Origin of the sequence: Prochlorococcus marinus str. MIT 0918 (genome assembly GCF_027359415.1) — a bacterium.
Lineage (GTDB): Bacteria > Cyanobacteriota > Cyanobacteriia > PCC-6307 > Cyanobiaceae > Prochlorococcus_E > Prochlorococcus_E marinus_C.
In genome coordinates this window covers 1661867-1676595 of the sequence record NZ_CP114780.1, presented here as the reverse complement: position 1 = coordinate 1676595, position 14729 = coordinate 1661867, and the positions used below count along the sequence as shown (strand labels likewise).

Sequence of the window (14729 nt, the reverse complement as noted above, 5' to 3'; positions counted from 1 at the left end):
TTACTCTTTCTGCATAAACAAAAAGAGTTTAACCAAATCCATTATTTATTAACCAATCTTCTGAAAGGTTTGAATTTTCAACCTGAGAATTCTTTTTCTTATCAATTAAACGTTCACCCAATAAGCTCTCTGCATATTTTGCCATCAGATCAGCTTCTAAATTAATTAACTCTCCTTCTTTTAAATATTTTAAAGAAGTGTTTTCCCAAGTATGCGGGATAACGGCTATTGAGAAAGTTCCTTGATCAAATTTGCTTTCTGCTACGGTAAGGCTTATTCCATTTAATGAAATACTTGCTTTATCACATGTATATTTTGAAAATGTAAAGTCTTCCCATTTAATTTTTAAATGCCACGAATTACTTAAAGCCTGGATAGAAATAACCTTGCCTAACCCATCTACATGCCCACTCACTAAATGCCCACCTAAACGATCACATAAACGTAAAGCAAGTTCTAAGTTAACAATTCCTCTTTCATCTGCTTTATAACCAAGTACAGTTTTCTTTAAAGTCTCTTCGCTGATATTAGCTAAAAATGCTGTGTTTCTAAGTGCGCAAACTGTTAAACAAACTCCATCAACAGCAATACTATCGCCTAAATTCAAGTCAGGAAAAGAGTTTGGCACTTCAATCAAGACACCCTGAGCATGACGTTGAATTTTTCCTACTGCTTGAACAAGCCCTGTAAACATTTAAAAGCACCTAAATAAAAATCTTTAGTCATAATTTATTCAATAAACTAACAAAAAGCATTTCAGAGAAAAACAATTGCACTCTCTTGCTCCAACTCATCATATTCAACTGTTATGAAGAAAAAATGAAGATCATACGTAATCAATTTGGTATAGGCCCAAAAGTGAGTTTGTTTACCTTAGGGACCATGAGAGCTATAGAGTCTAAAGCACAAATGTATTCAGTGCTAAAAAGAGCTTGTTTGATAGGAATTAATCATATTGAAACTGCTCCTATATATGGTCCTGCAGAAACTTTTCTAGGAGAATCTCTTGAGAAACTTAACTTTGAAGGAATTCATCCTCAAGGAGGCTGGATAATAACCACTAAAATCATCCCGAATTGTCCACTAGCTAAAGGGAAGAAGCAAATCAAAGGAATGCTTAAAAGATTAGGTGTCGAAAAGATTCATAATTTAGCAATACATGGCTTAAATCTTTCTACACACCTCAATTGGGCACTGAATGGTGATGGTTATGAATTGTTTGAGTGGGCAAGGGATGAGAATTTAATTGAGCAAGTCGGTTTTAGTTCACATGGCTCTTATTCTCTAATTCAATCGGCTATTGAGAGTAATCATTTTAACTTTTGTAGTCTTCACCTTCACTTATTAGATCCAGAAAGAATCCCTCTTGCACAAAAAGCTTTAGAGAAAGGAATGGGAGTAATGGCTATTTCACCTGCGGACAAAGGAGGTCATTTACATACGCCAAGTCAAACTTTAATAGATGATTGTTATCCTATAGCTCCTATAGAAATAGCCTATAGATTTTTACTTTCCCAGGGGGTTAGCACTTTAACAATAGGTGCACAATCATGCAAAGACCTTGACCTTACAAGCAAGTTGATCAATGCGAATGATCCTTTAAGGCCATTGGAGAAGGTGGTTATAAGTCGAATTCATAGCAATGCTAAAAGACGTTTAGGAAATACATTTTGCGGGCAATGTCGAGAATGTCTCCCATGTCCTATGAACGTTCCCATACCTGAGATCCTACGCCTCCGAAACCTAGCCATAGGACATGAGCTGCAATCTTTTTCTAAAGAGAGGTATAATTTAATAGGCAAAGCAGGGCATTGGTGGGAAACGCATAATGCAAGCTCATGTCAAAAGTGCGGGGATTGCTTGCCTAGATGTCCTAACAATCTTTTAATTCCTGATCTGCTTGAAGAAACTCATTCTGAGTTATTAGATTCTCCTAAACGCAGACTATGGGAATGAATTAAACCAACGTTCTTCTAGAAGGTTTTCTTCCATAAGAGTTAATGGAGAGAAAGACCAAGAATTCTCAAAAGATCGTCTAGATTTATAAATGACTTGATATTTTAATGGAAGTAAATCAATTGCCTGCTCAAGTTCAGAGTATGGCAGAGGAGGGATCCAACCATTTGAAAGCAATTGGACCAATAATGGGAGAGTCCATGATTGCTTAATCCATTCCAACGGCGTTGGTTTTAGAGACAGTCTTGGTTTAAGTAGTAATGTCCAATTCAAAGGAGCTCCTTCAATAGGGAATGCAATCCTTAAGCGAGAGTCCCTTACTAGGATTTTCAAGCAAACTTGCAAAGGAAGAATAGCAACTTTGGCCTTCCCAGAAAGAAGCCAATTCATGCCATTAACATCATCAAAAGCCGCTGCTTGCTTTCTTAAACGTTGCAATGAGTCACTAGGGCTCATTCGATCTGCTAAAGACATAATCAACCGGGGACTATTAGGGAAAACAATATGTCCTTTAAGGTCAGAATCCAAGAGTACATCCCATGAGCCTTTTGCTTCACTGGCCCAATTCTCACCTCTTCTAAAAATCATTACCCAAGGGCTAACAGCTACTGGCAGGAGTCGTAATGCTATCTCTGAGGAGAAATTATTTAAAAAGATTTTTGCTTGACTATTATATCTAGCCAAGAAATCATCTGAAGCAATAGACTGAAAATCATCATAAGGGCAATTTCTTAACCAGCCATCACCAATAGCTATTAAATCAGTGTCTTCTTGAAATCGAGCTTTAAAAAAATCGGTACCTGGAGTAATATCTAAAAGCTGATATCGCCAATTAGAAGGCAAAGTCTTCAAGAATTCTTTAGGGATAATCCCTTTTGGAAGTCTAATGGTAGCTCTACTATCTCCAAATGAACAGCCATATAGGCTCAGGGTCCCTGCTAAAACTCCTAATCGAATAAAATCTCTTCTGCTTAGGGTCGTCATACCTCTCATAATTCAGGCCCTATGAATGTCATCAACATAACTAGTTAATTCTATATAGACTATCAACCGCCTCTTCACATTCTTCCAATAGTTTTTGACAAGTAAAACCATTTAATTGAGCTAACAAAGTGAATGCACCTGCACCAACTCCTTCTTTAACAAATCCATGTTCGTAATCTCTTAAAACCTTCTTAGAACTTCTACAAAAACGCAACCCACAAGACAACCCAAGTAGAGACACTTCGAAAAATCCTTCTATTCGCTCTATCAAAGTGGAAAATGCGCTGGGTGTTTGAAACGAAGAAAATGATTCATTAGCCAACCATGCAGTTGTAGCAATTGAAATACCCTCCACAAACTTATCTCTTAAAGAATCATCCATAGACGCCAACGCAGTTGCGAGTACAGCTACCATTTGTCCTCCTCCTCCTAACAAAACCGGCTGTTCTGCTTCCCTTGCTCCTAATAAAAGGCCAACTGCAAATGGCTGAAAGGGATCTCCTACAGCCGCTAACAAATCTTTAGGGGCAGGGTGAATTCCTAGTCCTGCAGAATTCAACCCCTTTGCGACCAATTTTTTCTTTAGTCCTGTCGGTGGGGTACGACTACTACTACTAATTAAATCATCTACAGAAACTCCTAAGCCAGTCAAAACAGCAAGTGCCGTGGTAGTGCCTCCAGGAACACACTCTGAAATCAACAGTGGTTTACACATTCTCAATCCCATTTCAAGCCCTTTTCTCCAAAGAGTATCCACTCGATTTATATTCATTGCTTTACCTGTAGTAAGGCATTCAGATGGTCCAACAGAAGCTCCATCAACTGCTAAATAAGGGCAGGAAGGTACCTGGGATAAACCAACACTAAGAACTAATGTCTTAACCTCTAGTAAATTGGCAGCAACATGACTAATTAAAGCAGGTGAAACGCCAGCAGGAAGAGGAGGGAGTGGCCATTTTCGTTGAGCAGAAGGTCCTAACAAGAGAAGTTCGGCATCAGCAGCAGCTGTATATCGCCTAGACTCTTTAGTAGACCCAGCAGCAGATATACCTTTTATCTCAGCTGTTTTAGAATTTGCTAAAACCAACAAACTATTTATATCATTACCAGCCAAAGTCCAAAGTCGTTTCATCATCTTCAATTTGGAAGAAGATGATGATGATGCTCCAAATGCTTTGCAACCCTCAGGTAGTTCATTTAAAAAACTATTATCAACATGCTTCATTTTTTAAATTGGATCCCACAAAATTAAATTATTTAAAATACGTGGTGGCATTGGAATGGAAGCCTGAAGTTTTGGGAAGACCCAGAAAGCCACTGCATGCAATGTGAGTACAAAAATAAATTCCTGAAAAACAACTAAAAATAGTGCTGCTAATTGCACAAAAATAAGATCAGGAATCCAAGGAATATTAAATAGATCGATTATTCTCTCAATCAAAAGGTATCCTGCACGAGTAATAACAATCCACAGATTTTCTCCAACCAAAAATGAAAGCAAACAAACTCTAACTAAGAATCCTAGTGTTCCTATGAACACACCAACACTCCAACTAATCCACCAATTAAGACCTCTAAACCAACTCCAACCAAGCCAAAGAGAAAGAAAACCATAAGGGAATAAAACTAATGGCCCACGAACAGGTCCCATTAATGCAATTAAAAGCATCACCAAAAGGCTAACTCCTTCCAATCCAGCTTTAGAACCTCTTCTCACTTGTAGAAGGGCTAATGGGAGAGGTAAAGCAAGTCGAAAGAAAGCTCCTCCAATAGGCAAATAGTAAAGGGCTATCCAAATCAAAGCTGTAGCCGCAGATAAATAAGAGGTCTCTACTAACCGAACCATCTCCGTTCGTGTTAAGGGTTTACTTGGAATACGTTTAAATCTAGATATTTTTTTTAAGTTCTTCAAAGCAACTACCTCCTCAATGACTTATTTACAGAAGGTATTTGTTCATAGCGTTCTATTTTCTCTATCTCAAAAATCACACCTGCATTTCTTAAGGCTGTTGTCAAAGCTTCAGCTGGAGCAGATGGATTAGCCCCTTTTAATTTGAGAACAATTCTATAAGGCTTGGGTTTAAAAGCTTTCTTTGGTAAATATTTTTTTTTCTGCACTCTATCTTGTTTATAAGGCTTTCTTATTTGAATTGAAGAGCTTGGTTTTTTCTTTATAGAAACAGAGGATTTTTTCTCTGTTTGCTCTGAACTTACAATTGCTTTAGTGAAGGATGAATCATTCAATCTATTTTTTTTCGAAGTATTACTAGAAACATCTCTTGTCAAAGGATCTTCAAAACTATTAGCAAGCTTTTTACCAATTTGAGAATCTGAACAGGCTTGAACTACAAGGAAACATATAAAGACAACAAAATTTTTCAAATGTTTTTTCTTATAAAATAGCTTAAAAAAACACATGTCTACTTTTTCGCTTTAATAACTCTGACTGCACTTGCTCTTAAGCGTCCTGTTTTAGTTGTTTTAGTTGTTTTAGTTGTTTTAGTTGTTGCAGGTTTTTTCTTGGCTGCACTAACAGATCTTTTAGTGCTTTTTTTTGATTTTGAACTTGGCTTGCCAGATGTCTTCTTTGCTCCTAACAATAAAATTGCTTCTTCTAGTGTTACCTCCTCTGCCTCCTTTCCCTTAGGTAAAGAAGCATTGATTTTTCCTTGTTTCACATAAAGTCCATAAGGACCATTATAAACTTGAATATTTTCTTTCTCGCCTTTAGGTATTCCTAAATCTTTAAGAGCTATTCGCCCTCCTCTACCAAGTTTTGGTATTGATAATAACTCAAGCGCTCTTGTTAATTCAATTTCATAAACATCATCTTCTTTCTTCAATGAACGATTATCAGGTTTCTCACCAGTACCCTTATCCCAAACAACATAAGGACCAAACTGACCAGTTCGAGCTTCAACTATCCCACCCTGAGGATGATCACCTAGCAATCGCGGCAAGCTCAAAAGTTTGACCGCAGCATCTAATGAAATTTCCTGTGTCTTCATCCCCTTGGGTAGTGAGGCTCTCCTAGGTTTATCTTTTTTATCCATTGCCTCGCCTAATTGAACAAAAGGTCCCCATGGGCCAAAACGAAGATAAACTTTCTCTCCTGTATCTGGATGAAGACCTAGGTCTGACGGACCATTAAGAATTTGTTTTACCTTTTCTATATCAAGATCACCTGGTGTTATATCCATCGGCAAATTACCTTTTGCATCAACTTCTTCTCCGTTTTCATTCATCCTTTTTCCTTCTAACCAAGGACCATTCGATCCAATTCGAACTGTGCAGGGGATACCTTCAAGTTCAACTTTCCTATATGCCTTTCCATCTATATCTCCTTCTCTCTTATCAACTTGAGCAGCCAAACCCTTACTGCCCTTATAAAAAGATTCCAAATAAGGCAGCCATTGAACAGAACCTGCTGAAATCTCATCTAATGAAGATTCCATTCTTGCAGTGAACGTTGTATCAACTAAATCTGGGAAATGTTCTTCTAATAGAGAAGTTACTGCAAATGCAGTAAAAGTTGGGGCAAGTGAGTTTGCATTTAAAGAAGCATATCCTCTATCAACAATAGTTCCAATGATACTTGCATAAGTCGAAGGCCTTCCAATCCCTTCCTTTTCAAGAGTTTTTACTAAAGAAGCTTCACTATATCTAGCTGGCGGCTTTGTTGCGTGTCCAATAGCCTCGACAGACTTTGGGCTTAATTCATCATCGACTGCTAAAGAAGGCAAAAGAATCTCTTGCCCTTCTAGAGCAGCTTCAGGGTCATCACTTCCTTCAACATATGCTCTGAAAAAGCCTGGGAAATCAATATTTTTACCACTAGCCCGAAAAATAGCTTTGCCAACTGTTATATCAACAGAAAGCATTGTCAAACGAGCTTCAGCCATTTGACTTGCAACTGTCCTTTTCCATATCAACTCGTATAAGTTCAAATCACGCCCTGTCAAGCCTGAGTCCTTTGGAGTCTTAAATTCCTCTCCAGCAGGTCTAATTGCCTCATGAGCCTCTTGAGCATTTCTTGTGTTAGAACTAAATTGTCTAGGGGATTCACTCAAGTACTCCTTGCCATAACGCAATTCAACACAACCACGAGAGGCTTTTATCGCTTGTTGAGAAAGATTCACTGAATCTGTTCTCATATAAGTAATAAAACCACGTTCATATAAGCCTTGAGCACATCGCATTGTTTCTCTTGCGGAAAGCCTTAATTTACGATTAGCTTCTTGCTGAAGAGTACTTGTTGTAAATGGTGGTACAGGTTTTCTGATTGTTGGCTTTTTATCTACAGCAGTAACTAGCCATTTTTCTTTTTCGAGAACATCTGCAAGTTCTTTTGCCTCTTTTTCCTGGAGTAAATTAGCTTTTACATTACTTTTTAGATTTCCTGTCTTTTCATCAAAATCACTTCCTTTAGCAATTTTTTGCCCTAAATAATGAGTTAAACGAGCTTCGATAGGAAGAGTATTTTTCTCTAGCGTAGATTTCAAATCCCAATAACTTGCACTTTGGAAAGCTCTTCTTTCTCTCTCTCTCTTTACTAAGAGCCTTACCGAAACAGACTGAACTCTTCCTGCAGAAAGACCCCAAGCAACTTTTTTCCATAAAAGAGGAGAAAGAGTATATCCAACTAAACGATCAAGAATTCTTCTTGTTTCTTGTGCGTGCACAAGCTCCATATCTAAGTCTCTAGTCTTCTGGAGAGCTTTTGAAATAGCAGGTTTAGTTATTTCATGGAAAACCATTCTTTTAGTTGGCACTTTAGGCTTTAACAATTGAAGTAAATGCCAGCTAATACTTTCACCTTCTCTATCTTCATCAGTAGCCAATAAGAGTTCTTTTGCATCTTTTAAAGCAGATTTCAACTCTCTAACTACTTTCTTTTTATCTTTAGGAATAACGTACAAAGGTTCGAAGTCTTGTGAAGTATTAACCCCAATTCTTGACCATTTTTCTTTTTTCATAGCTGCTGGTATCTCACTGGCCCCTTTTGGGAGATCCCGAACATGCCCCATAGAAGCAATTACTTGAAAGCCTTTTGGCAAGAAGCTTTTAATAGTCCTTGCCTTAGTTGGACTTTCTACGATGACCAAAGTGTGCGCCACAGGCGAACAGATAAATATATCTTCATCTTTATCGCATCAACCACCAAAATGCATAGACCATAGTCATAACTAAGGCATAATTCATAACATCGCTAGAGTTAAAAGGACTTAAATTTTTCCTTCTGAAAATCATTCCCGACATGGGTGAACTTCTTATTACGACTCAAGCAATGGCAGCTCCAGGAGATTTATTAAACCTTTCTCTTAATGCACAAGCAGTTCTTCCTGAAGGGTGTGTGCTTTTAGCATTAATTGGAACTTTATTGGTCGATTTAGCAGGAGAAGAGATCTCAACCAAGTGGTCACCACCAATATGTTATTTAGGCTTAGGTTCAGCATTAATAATCCTTGGTTTTCAATGGGATGGGGTCCCTGAATCTGCATTTCTTGGTTCTTTTATTTCAGATAATTTCTCAATTGCATTTAGGGCAATTATTGCTCTTTCAACATTAGTCTCCCTTCTTATCAGCTGGAAATATGCAAAACAAACAGGAAGTCCTATAGGAGAATATGCGGCAATTCTTCTGGCAGCGACCCTTGGAGCAATGCTTTTATGTGGCTCTATAGACCTAATTAGTATATTTATTTCTCTTGAGACACTTTCAGTGGCAAGCTATCTTCTTTCTGGCTACCTCAAGCAAGATGCAAGAAGCTCTGAAGCGGCTCTCAAATACCTTCTGGTTGGTTCTGCTGCTGCTGCCGTATTTTTATATGGTGCGTCATTACTTTATGGATTAAGTGGATCCACTAGCCTTAAACAGATTGGGTTATCACTTCAAAATAGCCCTTCTCCATTAGCAGCTTTAGCTCTTGTTTTTATTCTTGCAACTGTCGCTTTCAAAATAGCTGCCGTTCCTTTTCATCAATGGACACCAGATGTTTATGAAGGATCTCCTACTCCTGTAGTTGCATTCCTTTCAGTTGGTTCAAAAGCAGCAGGATTTGCTTTAGCTGTAAGACTTCTAGTTGGATGTTTTGGCGCTTTTGATACTCAATGGAAACTTCTTTTTACTGTCTTAGCAGTTCTAAGCATGACCTTAGGGAATGTAGTAGCCCTTGCTCAAACATCTATGAAAAGAATGCTTGCATATAGCTCAATAGGTCAAGCAGGTTTTGTAATGATTGGGCTCGTCTGCGGAACTGAAGAAGGTTACTCAGCAATGATCTTGTATATGGCTGCTTACCTCTTTATGAATCTTGGAGCATTTGCATGCATTATTCTATTTACATTAAGAACAGGAAGTGACAAGATTTCAGATTACGCAGGTTTATATCAAAAAGATCCCTTAATTACTCTTGGGTTGAGTCTATGCCTACTCTCTTTAGGCGGAATTCCACCTATGCTTGGTTTCTTTGGAAAAATTTATCTTTTCTTTGCAGGATGGTCAGATGGACAATATTTATTAGTAATTGTTGGTCTTATTACCTCAGTAATTTCAATTTATTACTATATATCTGTAATAAAAATGATGGTAGTAAAAGAGCCTCAAGAGGCATCTGAGCTTGTAAAAGCCTATCCATTAATTCAATGGAACACCATAGGAATGCCAACATTAAGATTGGCTTTATTGACTTGTGTTTTCGCAACTGCAATTGGCGGTATCTTATCTAATCCATTATTTAAATGGGCAAATACTGCTGTAGCAGGAACCCCTATCCTCCAAGAAGCTATAACTGTTGCTGATAAAACAATTTTAAGTTGAATAACATGCCAATTCCGGTTGCAAAGCTTTCTAATGTCAGCAAGCTTTACGGGAAAGGAGAATTAGTCGTTAAAGCACTAGATGGATTAAATCTAGAAATTAACAGTGGAGATTATCTTGCGGTAATGGGTGCCAGCGGGTCTGGTAAAAGTACTGCAATGAATATTTTGGGTTGTCTTGATAGACCAAGCAAAGGCAGCTATAAACTCAATGGACTTGCAGTAGAAGACCTTAGCGACGATGAGCTAGCAGATCTTCGCAATCAAGAACTTGGTTTTGTTTTTCAACAGTTTCATTTACTTCAAGACGCAACAGCATTAGAGAATGTAATGCTACCTATGCTTTATGCTTGCGTTCCCTCAATACAACGAACAAAGTTGGCCACAGAAGCTCTTGCAAGAGTAGGTCTTGCAGATAGGGTTCATAACCGACCAAACCAACTTTCGGGAGGGCAACAACAACGAGTTGCAATAGCCAGAGCAATAATCAACAAACCTTCCTTACTTCTTGCAGATGAACCTACAGGGGCTTTGGATTCCAAGACAACCGAAGATGTTCTCAATTTATTTGATGAATTACATAGCCAAGGAATAACTTTAGTTTTGGTAACCCATGAAGATGAAGTTGCTTTGAGAGCAAAGAGAAAAGCATATTTTAAAGATGGGATGATTATAAAAACCTCCTGAAATAGTTGAAATAATTTATTCCCAACGATTCCAAACTTCTTTATGAAATCCTCTTCTTACTTTCAATTGCCCCTTCTGATCTAACCCATCAATAGTCCAAAGTTTATTAGAACCTGATTGATATATTTTTGTTGACCACAAAAGGGATTCTGCTTTTGAACAAAGAAAACTAGGGTTATTTAAAAACACAATGGCTTTCTCGATAGCTATAAGAACTTCTACCGACCATTTTGCTAAACAAATATTATTATTATCAGAAATTTCTATTAAGGAAATTCCTTCGTTTGGAACACGATTAAATACATTTAAACCAACCCCTAAACACATAAAGGTAGGTGTCTGACCTCTGTAAATAATTCGAGGTAAAAAACCAGCTATTTTCCTTTGTTCAACTAGCAAATCATTGGGCCACTTAATTTGAACTGGAATAGAACATTTTTGCAGCCGGTTAGCTAATGCAACTGATACTGCTAATCCAAACAAACCTACAGATTCCTGCTCAAAAGCTAAAGGGATTGCGGCACTTAGCCAAACCCCTCCAAAAGGAGAACTCCAAAATTTTCCTCTTTGCCCTTGTCCGTGTGATTGTTTTGCTGCAAAAAAAGCAAGTGGAGTCTTTACCCCTACTGGGACATCTCTAATCCACCTTGAAAGTTCAATTTCAGTGCTTCCACAAACTGGCTTCCATCTCAATTTCCAAGTTTTCTTCAAGCTTCCACTAGTTTTTATTTCATAAGCAATTGGCGCAGCTCCTTTCCACGTAGATTTTCGCATTTCACTAAGACTCACTTAATTGCAACTCAAATAAACTTTTTTCAAACACCAAAACCTCTTGAATAATAATTCTTTGTTAAAAGATACTTAATAGTCTTACCCATTAATCTTTTAAATCTTCTGAACTTAACTAATATTTTAAAAAAAAATCAATTCATTTTAAGAGAAAGAGCAATTAAGATACTGTTATGTATGGTTTATAAGAAACATCAAAGGCAATACAAAGACAAAGCATCTCACTAAAGCACTTATCAATGAGTCCCAAGAAACCATCATCTATCTCTTCATGTTTGGATCATTTGCAAATTGAATGGCGAAAAAATAAAAGCATTGCATCTTTATGGCAAGACTGGCCAAAAATTGCAGGCGAACAACTTTCTGAACATTGTTTCCCCCTCACATTTTTCAGAGGTATCCTGACCATAGGAGTTAATCATCCTCAATGGATTCAAGCTTTAATGTTTAGTAGAAATAAGTTATTAGCAACACTTAGAGCAGCAGGACATGATGTGAAAGATTTAAGAATCAGACAACATTATCCCAATCAAAAACAACTAAAAGATTCTGAACCCACAATTTGGGCAAAGCATCCAAGCAGATCAGATATTCATGGCAAAACAGATTGCCCTATCTGTCATAATCCAACTCCATCAGGAGAGATATCATTATGGAAGAAATGTAGCTTTTGTTGGAGAAAGGATTTGTCAAAATAATTCAACTTAACTTTTATAAACTTCCATGATTATGACTTAAGTAATAAAGCCCCCATCTGCCTAGCAGCTAAGAGCCTATAACTTGCTTCTTTAAACCCAACCTTTAAAGCTATTTGTTCTTGTAATTCACCTCTAGGAAAATCCTTAAGACTTTGTTCTAGATATTCATATTCTTTACAAAAGCCCATTACAGAAGCAATTGGAACAACACAATTTCTTAAATAAAACTTTTGAAAGGATGATGTTTTAGAGCCTTCAGGTGCATTATTAAAATCTAAAATCCCTGCTTTGCCTCCAGGTTTTAAAAGGCGATGGATTTCTTTAATACCTTTTTCTGGATCAGCTAAGTTGCGTAGACCATATGCCATAACAACACCATCATATGAATTTGAAGGCAGACCTGTATTCAAAGCATCTCCTTTAATCCAAGTGAGATTGAGAGAAGGCTTTTTTAAAGCTTTTTTTGTTGCTATCAAAATTTGTGCCTCAGAGAAATCAATCCCTAAAACACTTCCTTCTGGAAGTACTAAACGTGCCAATACCAAACTAAGATCACCAGTTCCACAACAGAGATCTATCCAATTTTCACCTGAAGAAGGTTTTAGAAATGATAATAATTGCCTTTTCCAAAACCTATGAAGTCCAAAACTCAATAAATCATTTAAAAAGTCATACCTAGGAGCAATAGACTGAAACAAAGCTTCTACTGCTTGTGGATCTCTAGGTCTCAAAATAAAATTACCCTTTCTCTATAAATATAATTTCTTACATGAAAGTTTATTAATAATTAGTTGGACGTATTAAAAGATTCTTACTTAAAAGATATTTTTTAATCTGATCAATAGTTAAATCCTGATCATGTAATAAAGAAGCCAAAAGCGCTGCAGAAGCCTTTCCCCTCTGAAAAGCCTTAAGGATATCTTCAAGAGATCCTGCACCTCCTGAGGCAATGACAGGAATAGAAACTGCTTCGGCTATAGTTCTTGTTAATTCTAAGTCATATCCCTGTTGCGTTCCATCTCCATCCATCGAAGTTAAAAGTATTTCTCCTGCTCCAAGTTTTGCAATCTTCTTCGCCCAAGTTAAAACATCCAACCCTGTATTTTTTCTTCCACCATTAATAAAAACATCCCAACCAGGATTACCTTCTTTCCTCTTTTTTGCATCTATTGCAACAACAATGCATTGTGAACCGAATTGATTAGCCCCTTTACAAATCAAATCAGGGTTTTTCACAGCAGAAGAATTTAAACTTACCTTGTCAGCGCCCGCTCTTAAGAGTTCAGTGATTCCATTAATTGAACTAATTCCACCTCCAACTGTAAAAGGAATAGTTACAGACTCAGCAGTTCTACAAACAATATCAATCAAAGTAGCTCTTGCTTCATGACTAGCAGCAATATCAAGAAAGACCAATTCATCAGCACCCTCTTGGCTATAGCGATTTGCAAGCTCTACAGGGTCTCCAGCATCTCTGAGCCCAACAAAATTAACGCCTTTTACAACTCTGCCTTTTGCAACATCAAGACACGGAATTAAACGAAGAGCAACCATAAAAGTGAATTTAAAGTGCAGCGACTGTTAGGGTTGCGTCACCACCAAAGATTTAATGGTTATGCCCCAATCAATAAACCTTACAAAAATAGGCTCCAGAATCAAAATTGACCTTGACAAAGTTCAAGATCGTATATCTGGTGATCTCATGAAAAAAATCTCAACTGATCCTAGGGGGACAGTTTTAGACTACAAAATGACTGATGGCGGAGGAGTAGGATTAGTAGTTAAACTTGCTGACGGAACAAATAATTGGTTTTTTGAAAATGAAATTGGACGAGGCTGAGGATTAAAACAGTGAGTGATGCCCGTCAGCTCCTTGGGATCAAAGGAGGCTCAGAAACTAAAAACATCTGGAAGTTGCGCCTGCAGCTTATGAAACCTATCACTTGGATCCCTTTGTTGTGGGGAGTTATTTGTGGTGGTGCGGCCAGTGGGAATTACCATTGGAACTTAAGTAATTTTTTAGCTGCCATAGCATGCATGGTAATGAGTGGGCCTCTATTAGCAGGATATACTCAAACTATTAATGACTACTACGATAGAGAAATTGATGCGATAAACGAGCCAAACAGGCCTATCCCATCAGGAGCGATTTCTCTTACTCAAGTTAGAGTACAGATTTGGTTACTACTTTTATTAGGACTAGCTTTTGGATATGGCCTTGATCTATGGGCAAATCATTCAATCCCATCTGTATTTTTTTTGGCCCTAGGAGGTTCTTTTGTAAGTTATATATATTCTGCACCACCATTAAAACTGAAACAAAATGGATGGCTTGGCAATTATGCACTTGGAGCAAGTTATATAGCACTTCCATGGTGGGCAGGGCAGGCACTATTTGGCCATCTAACTTGGACAACCGCACTATTAACACTTGCTTATAGTTTGGCAGGTTTAGGTATTGCAATAATTAATGATTTTAAAAGCGTAGAAGGAGACAAGGCATTAGGCCTTCAATCATTACCAGTAGTTTTTGGAATTAAAAATGCTAGTTATATTAGTGCAGCCATGATTGATATTTTTCAACTCGCAATGGCTGTAGTATTAATAACTATTGGGCAACATTTTGCTTCAGTAATTTTAATTCTTTTAATTATTCCACAAATAACTTTTCAAGATATTTGGCTAATTCGTGATCCTTTAGAGTTTGATGTTAAATATCAAGCAAGTGCACAACCTTTTTTAATACTTGGCATGTTAGTTACTGCATTAGCAATAGGTCATAGTTCACTTGTTTAA

The 14729-nt window shown here is 37.4% G+C and carries 15 protein-coding genes; 6 read left to right on the top strand and 9 right to left on the bottom strand.

Features of this window, described 5'->3' with window-relative positions; all coding sequences use genetic code 11:
- Positions 1–28: 28 nt before the first annotated feature.
- A complete protein-coding gene (locus O5636_RS09090; RefSeq protein ID WP_269622473.1) occupies positions 29–694 on the bottom strand; it encodes a riboflavin synthase in 666 nt (221 codons plus the stop codon).
- A 125-nt stretch (positions 695–819) separates the two neighbouring features.
- Between O5636_RS09090 and O5636_RS09085 the strand changes: the two genes are divergently transcribed.
- Positions 820–1956 carry an aldo/keto reductase gene (locus O5636_RS09085; RefSeq protein WP_269622472.1) on the top strand — a complete coding sequence of 379 codons (1137 nt, stop codon included), beginning with the start codon at positions 820–822 and terminating at the stop codon, positions 1954–1956.
- Here O5636_RS09085 and O5636_RS09080 read toward each other — a convergent pair.
- The 5 genes from O5636_RS09080 to topA all read right to left on the bottom strand — a co-directional run bounded on the left by O5636_RS09080 (position 1945) and on the right by topA (position 8057).
- Positions 1945–2940, bottom strand: coding sequence for an ABC transporter substrate-binding protein (locus O5636_RS09080; RefSeq protein ID WP_269622471.1), 996 nt, complete (start codon positions 2938–2940; stop codon positions 1945–1947). The genes O5636_RS09085 and O5636_RS09080 overlap by 12 nt on opposite strands.
- Before the next feature lie 40 nt (positions 2941–2980).
- On the bottom strand, positions 2981–4165 hold the full coding sequence (locus tag O5636_RS09075) for a nicotinate-nucleotide--dimethylbenzimidazole phosphoribosyltransferase (RefSeq protein ID WP_269622470.1): 1185 nt from the start codon (positions 4163–4165) through the stop codon (positions 2981–2983).
- A gap of 3 nt (positions 4166–4168) precedes the next feature.
- Positions 4169–4786 (bottom strand): DUF2232 domain-containing protein, encoded by a 618-nt coding sequence (locus O5636_RS09070; RefSeq protein WP_269623584.1) that lies wholly within the window; start codon positions 4784–4786, stop codon positions 4169–4171.
- A gap of 71 nt (positions 4787–4857) precedes the next feature.
- Entirely contained in the window at positions 4858–5322 is a 465-nt protein-coding gene (locus O5636_RS09065; protein ID WP_269622469.1) for a hypothetical protein, read from the bottom strand.
- 38 nt (positions 5323–5360) lie between these two features.
- Complete coding sequence (gene topA, locus O5636_RS09060; protein WP_269622468.1) at positions 5361–8057, bottom strand: type I DNA topoisomerase; 2697 nt, start codon at positions 8055–8057, stop codon at positions 5361–5363.
- Between the two features lie 131 nt (positions 8058–8188).
- Between topA and O5636_RS09055 the strand changes: the two genes are divergently transcribed.
- Entirely contained in the window at positions 8189–9760 is a 1572-nt protein-coding gene (locus O5636_RS09055) for an NAD(P)H-quinone oxidoreductase subunit N (RefSeq protein WP_269623583.1), read from the top strand.
- A gap of 5 nt (positions 9761–9765) precedes the next feature.
- Positions 9766–10446, top strand: a complete 681-nt coding sequence (locus O5636_RS09050; protein ID WP_269622467.1) for an ABC transporter ATP-binding protein — start codon at positions 9766–9768, stop codon at positions 10444–10446.
- A gap of 15 nt (positions 10447–10461) precedes the next feature.
- Here O5636_RS09050 and O5636_RS09045 read toward each other — a convergent pair whose 3' ends face one another.
- Complete coding sequence (locus O5636_RS09045) at positions 10462–11235, bottom strand: biotin--[acetyl-CoA-carboxylase] ligase (protein WP_269622466.1); 774 nt, start codon at positions 11233–11235, stop codon at positions 10462–10464.
- A 239-nt stretch (positions 11236–11474) separates the two neighbouring features.
- On the opposite strand from O5636_RS09045, the gene O5636_RS09040 reads away from it, so the two are divergent.
- Complete coding sequence (locus O5636_RS09040; RefSeq protein WP_269622465.1) at positions 11475–11933, top strand: DUF721 domain-containing protein; 459 nt, start codon at positions 11475–11477, stop codon at positions 11931–11933.
- 29 nt (positions 11934–11962) lie between these two features.
- Here the strand turns inward: O5636_RS09040 and ubiE are convergent, their stop codons facing one another.
- Entirely contained in the window at positions 11963–12664 is a 702-nt protein-coding gene (ubiE, locus tag O5636_RS09035) for a bifunctional demethylmenaquinone methyltransferase/2-methoxy-6-polyprenyl-1,4-benzoquinol methylase UbiE (RefSeq protein ID WP_269622464.1), read from the bottom strand.
- A 49-nt stretch (positions 12665–12713) separates the two neighbouring features.
- The gene (gene hisF, locus O5636_RS09030) at positions 12714–13487 is read right to left on the bottom strand and encodes an imidazole glycerol phosphate synthase subunit HisF (protein WP_269622463.1); all 774 of its coding nucleotides are present in this window, start codon (positions 13485–13487) and stop codon (positions 12714–12716) included.
- A 61-nt stretch (positions 13488–13548) separates the two neighbouring features.
- On the opposite strand from hisF, the gene O5636_RS09025 reads away from it, so the two are divergent.
- The gene (locus O5636_RS09025) at positions 13549–13773 is read left to right on the top strand and encodes a DUF2862 domain-containing protein (RefSeq protein WP_269622462.1); all 225 of its coding nucleotides are present in this window, start codon (positions 13549–13551) and stop codon (positions 13771–13773) included.
- Positions 13774–13784: 11 nt separating this feature from the next.
- Entirely contained in the window at positions 13785–14729 is a 945-nt protein-coding gene (gene chlG, locus O5636_RS09020; protein ID WP_269622461.1) for a chlorophyll synthase ChlG, read from the top strand.